The organism is Deinococcus betulae (assembly GCF_020166395.1).
Taxonomy (GTDB): Bacteria; Deinococcota; Deinococci; order Deinococcales; family Deinococcaceae; genus Deinococcus; species Deinococcus betulae.
Genome location: NZ_JAIQXU010000075.1, coordinates 1 through 1391, shown reverse-complemented (window position 1 = coordinate 1391; position 1391 = coordinate 1). Strand labels below are relative to the sequence as shown.

1 protein-coding gene is annotated in these 1391 nt (G+C 61.0%); it reads left to right on the top strand.

Annotated elements, in window-relative coordinates; translation table 11 throughout:
* Positions 1-51: 51 nt before the first annotated feature.
* A complete protein-coding gene (locus K7W42_RS22670; RefSeq protein WP_224577673.1) occupies positions 52-1374 on the top strand; it encodes an IS701 family transposase in 1323 nt (440 codons plus the stop codon).
* The last annotated feature ends 17 nt before the right edge of the window (positions 1375-1391 follow it).

The window sequence follows — 1391 nt, the reverse complement described above, 5'->3', positions numbered from 1 at the left end:
TAGCTGTACTTCGGGGAATATTCATCAGCGTCCTCCTGGCCAGCATCTGCGATGCTGGCCTTCTTGTTGAAGCGTGCTCGACGCCCCCAGTGGACTCGTCACTTCCCGACGTGGTTCTCCCCGTTTCAAATGTGTTTCCGCCATCGGGCCCAGCGCTGCTGGGCCCCGGTCTACGTGCAGGGCCTGTGTAGTTCCGCCCCCCGGAAAAGCCTGCAACCGCTGGCCGACCAGGTGGCGCCCGGAAAGCAGGATCACCTGCAGCACTTCATCACCGACAGCCCCTGGAAGACCGTGGGACTGGAGCGAATCATCGCCGACCGGGCACAGCACCTTCTGGGTGGCCGTGATGCCGTGCTGATCATTGACGACACCTGCCTGACCAAATTTGGCTCGCACTCCGTTGGCGTAGGTCGGCAGTACTCCGGGCAGGTGGGAAAGATCACTAACTGTCAGTGTCTGGTGTCGGTCACGCTGGCGCGCGATGAGATTCCCATTCCCCTACGCTTGAAATTGTTTCTGCCGTCGGAATGGTCAACAAACCCGGAGCGGTGCGTGCAGGCGGGTGTTCCTGTGGAACACCTACTGGGATCCACCAAATGGGAACTCGCCCTGCGGGAGATCGACGATCTGGTGGGAAGTGTGCAGTTCGGGATGGTCCTCGCTGACGCAGGATATGGAGTGAACGCAAAATTTCGACGCGCCCTGACCGACCGAGGCTTGCGGTGGTCCGTGGGAACGATCCGCACCCAGCGGGTTTACCCTGCACACGTGCATCTGATCCCCATTCCGGAGCACGCCCGGGGGCGGCCGCAGAAATATCCGACCCCATCTGAGGAGGCGGAAACGATCGAGACCGTGCTGAGCCGCGAACAGTGGCGCCGCGTCATATGGCGCCAGGGCACGAAAGGGCCACTGATGGGGACATTCGCGGCCAAGTATGTTCGGCTGGCGGACGGAAACGAGAACGCCCGCGGACAGCACCTTCCAGGAGAAGGTGCATGGGTGATCGGGGAGCAGCGTGCCCGCAGAGAACGAAAGTATTACCTCTGCAATTTGCCGCCGGAGACATCGTTTGATCATTTGGTTCGGGTGACCAAACAACGGTGGGCGTGTGAACTGGGCCACCGAGAGCTCAAGCAGGAAGTGGGGCTGGATCATTTTGAAGGGCGAACCTGGCAGGGCCTGCACCACCATTCGGTCCTGTGTCTGGTGGCTTTGCTGTTCCTGCAATGGCTGCGACTGGCCCAGCTCAACGGCTTCTTTGGCGACTCTGTGCCGGCCATCAGACGGGAGATTGCCGGGGAGCCTCCCCGGCGTTCCCAACGTCCGCGTCTGTATTGCTCGTGCTGCACAGCCTTATTCAGTGGCCCCTGAATTTCCCCGAAGTACAG